Genomic DNA, 1,633 nt, shown 5'->3' with positions numbered 1-1,633 from the left:
GACGAACCGTCCGGGCGGCCGTAGGCGGGGGTGCCGCGGTGGTGGCCCCCTGGCGGTTCGGTGACGGTCCGGGGTGGTCCGGGAACCCGTCCCTGGGGGATCCGGCGGCGGTCCCGGGAGCCGCTGCGGGGTGATCCGGCGGCGGTCGGTGGCGGTCCGGCGGCGTCCAGCTGTGCGGCCGGGCCTTCGGCTCAGGAGCGCGGGGCGTGGGCGGACAGCAGGTCCCGGTACCAGTCGAGGGTCTCGTCGAGGGTCCGCTCCAGCGGGATCGGGGCCGTGCCGAAGGCCCTCTCGAAGTCGCCGGAGTCCACCACCTGGGGCTCGGTGTGCTGGTAGAACATCTCGGCGTACTCGGCCATGAACACCTCGTCGAAGGGGCCGAAGGGCCGCGGCGCGTCCAGTACGAAGACGTTCAGCGGTCGGCCGGTCCGCTCCTCGATCATGGCGTGGATCTGGCGGGGCGTCCGGGCGGGCGCGGTCGGCAGGTGCCAGACCCGGCCGTCGGCCTCGGGGTGCTCGCCGAGGGTGGCGAGCCCGGCGGCGACGTCCCGGATGTCGGTGTGGCTGTGCGGCAGGTCGATGTCGCCCAGGCCCAGCACCTCGCCGCCGGTGAGCGCGGCCGGGAAGACGGCGCCGCCGAGGGTGGAGTTGAGCACGCCGGGGCCGACGAAGTCCGCGGCGCGGCCGAGCACCACCCGGGCCCGGCCCTCGCGGTGCGCGGTCAGGTACGCCTCGTCGAGCTCGGCCCGCATCCGCCCCTTGCGGCTGACGGCGTTCCACGGCGTGCGCTCGGTCATCGGCGCGCCGCCGGTCGGGCCGTACGGGTACAGGGTGTCGAGCACGACCAGGCGGGCGCCGGTCTCCTCGACCGCGCCGAGCACGGCCCGCTGGATCAGCGGCATCAGCTCGACCTGCAGGTGGTAGCCGACGTTGACGCAGTGGTAGACGACGTCGGCGCCCTGCACGGCGGCCAGCGCACCGGCGGGGGTGGAGACGTCGGCGGCGCGGCGCTCGACACCCAGCGGCGCGGGGCCCTCCCCCGAGCGGTCGATCAGGCGGACGGCGTGGCCGCGGCGGGCGAGCTCCGCCGCGAGGGCCGTGCCGGCCGGGCCTGCGCCGAGCACGACGTGCAGCTGCTGCTCCTGGGTGTTCATGGTGTCCCCTCTCCTTCGGTCCGTGCGGCACGGACCGTTCCTTTCGCGAGTCACCCTCGCTTCTGTTAGAGACTGTAACTGTTGCGATGGTGACTCGCAAGGGCGATGAAGCGTCAGCGAGATGGGGGCGCAGTCGTGAGAGACTCTCGCTGGAGCGACAACCCATAACGAACGAGACGACACGGAGAGGAGCAGCCGAGATGGCGGACTCCCGCACCACCGGCCCGCGCGCCCGCTACCGCGAGCAGACCCGCGCCGAGATCAAGGACGCCGCACTGCGGCAGCTGGCCGAGGGCGGCACCGCAGCGCTCGCCCTGGTGAAGATCGCCAAGGAGCTCGGCATGTCCGGCCCCGCGCTGTACCGCTACTTCGCCAGCCGGGACGACCTGCTCGGGGCCCTCATCTCGGACGCCTACGAGGACGCCGCCGCAGCCGTCGCCGCGGCCGAGGACCCGCGCGGCGGCCCGCGCGCCCGCCTG

2 protein-coding genes are annotated in these 1,633 nt (G+C 74.4%); one reads left to right on the top strand and one right to left on the bottom strand.

Annotated elements, in window-relative coordinates; translation table 11 throughout:
* Nucleotides 1-191: 191 nt before the first annotated feature.
* Nucleotides 192-1,154, bottom strand: coding sequence for an NAD-dependent epimerase/dehydratase family protein (locus ABZ641_RS36475; RefSeq protein WP_344624745.1), 963 nt, complete (start codon nt 1,152-1,154; stop codon nt 192-194).
* A gap of 200 nt (nt 1,155-1,354) precedes the next feature.
* On the opposite strand from ABZ641_RS36475, the gene ABZ641_RS36470 reads away from it, so the two are divergent.
* On the top strand, nt 1,355-1,633 hold a 279-nt coding region (locus ABZ641_RS36470; protein ID WP_359988816.1), incomplete at its 3' end, for a helix-turn-helix domain-containing protein.

The organism is Kitasatospora sp. NPDC007106 (genome assembly GCF_040634455.1).
GTDB classification, from domain to species: Bacteria; Actinomycetota; Actinomycetes; order Streptomycetales; family Streptomycetaceae; genus Kitasatospora; species Kitasatospora arboriphila.
This window is presented reverse-complemented; position numbering and strand designations above follow the sequence as displayed.

Excerpts from the sequence above, each read along its gene's own strand:
- ABZ641_RS36475 (WP_344624745.1), bottom strand. The coding sequence starts at position 1,154 with ATGAACACCCAGGAGCAGCAGCTGCACGTCGTGCTCGGCGCAGGCCCG.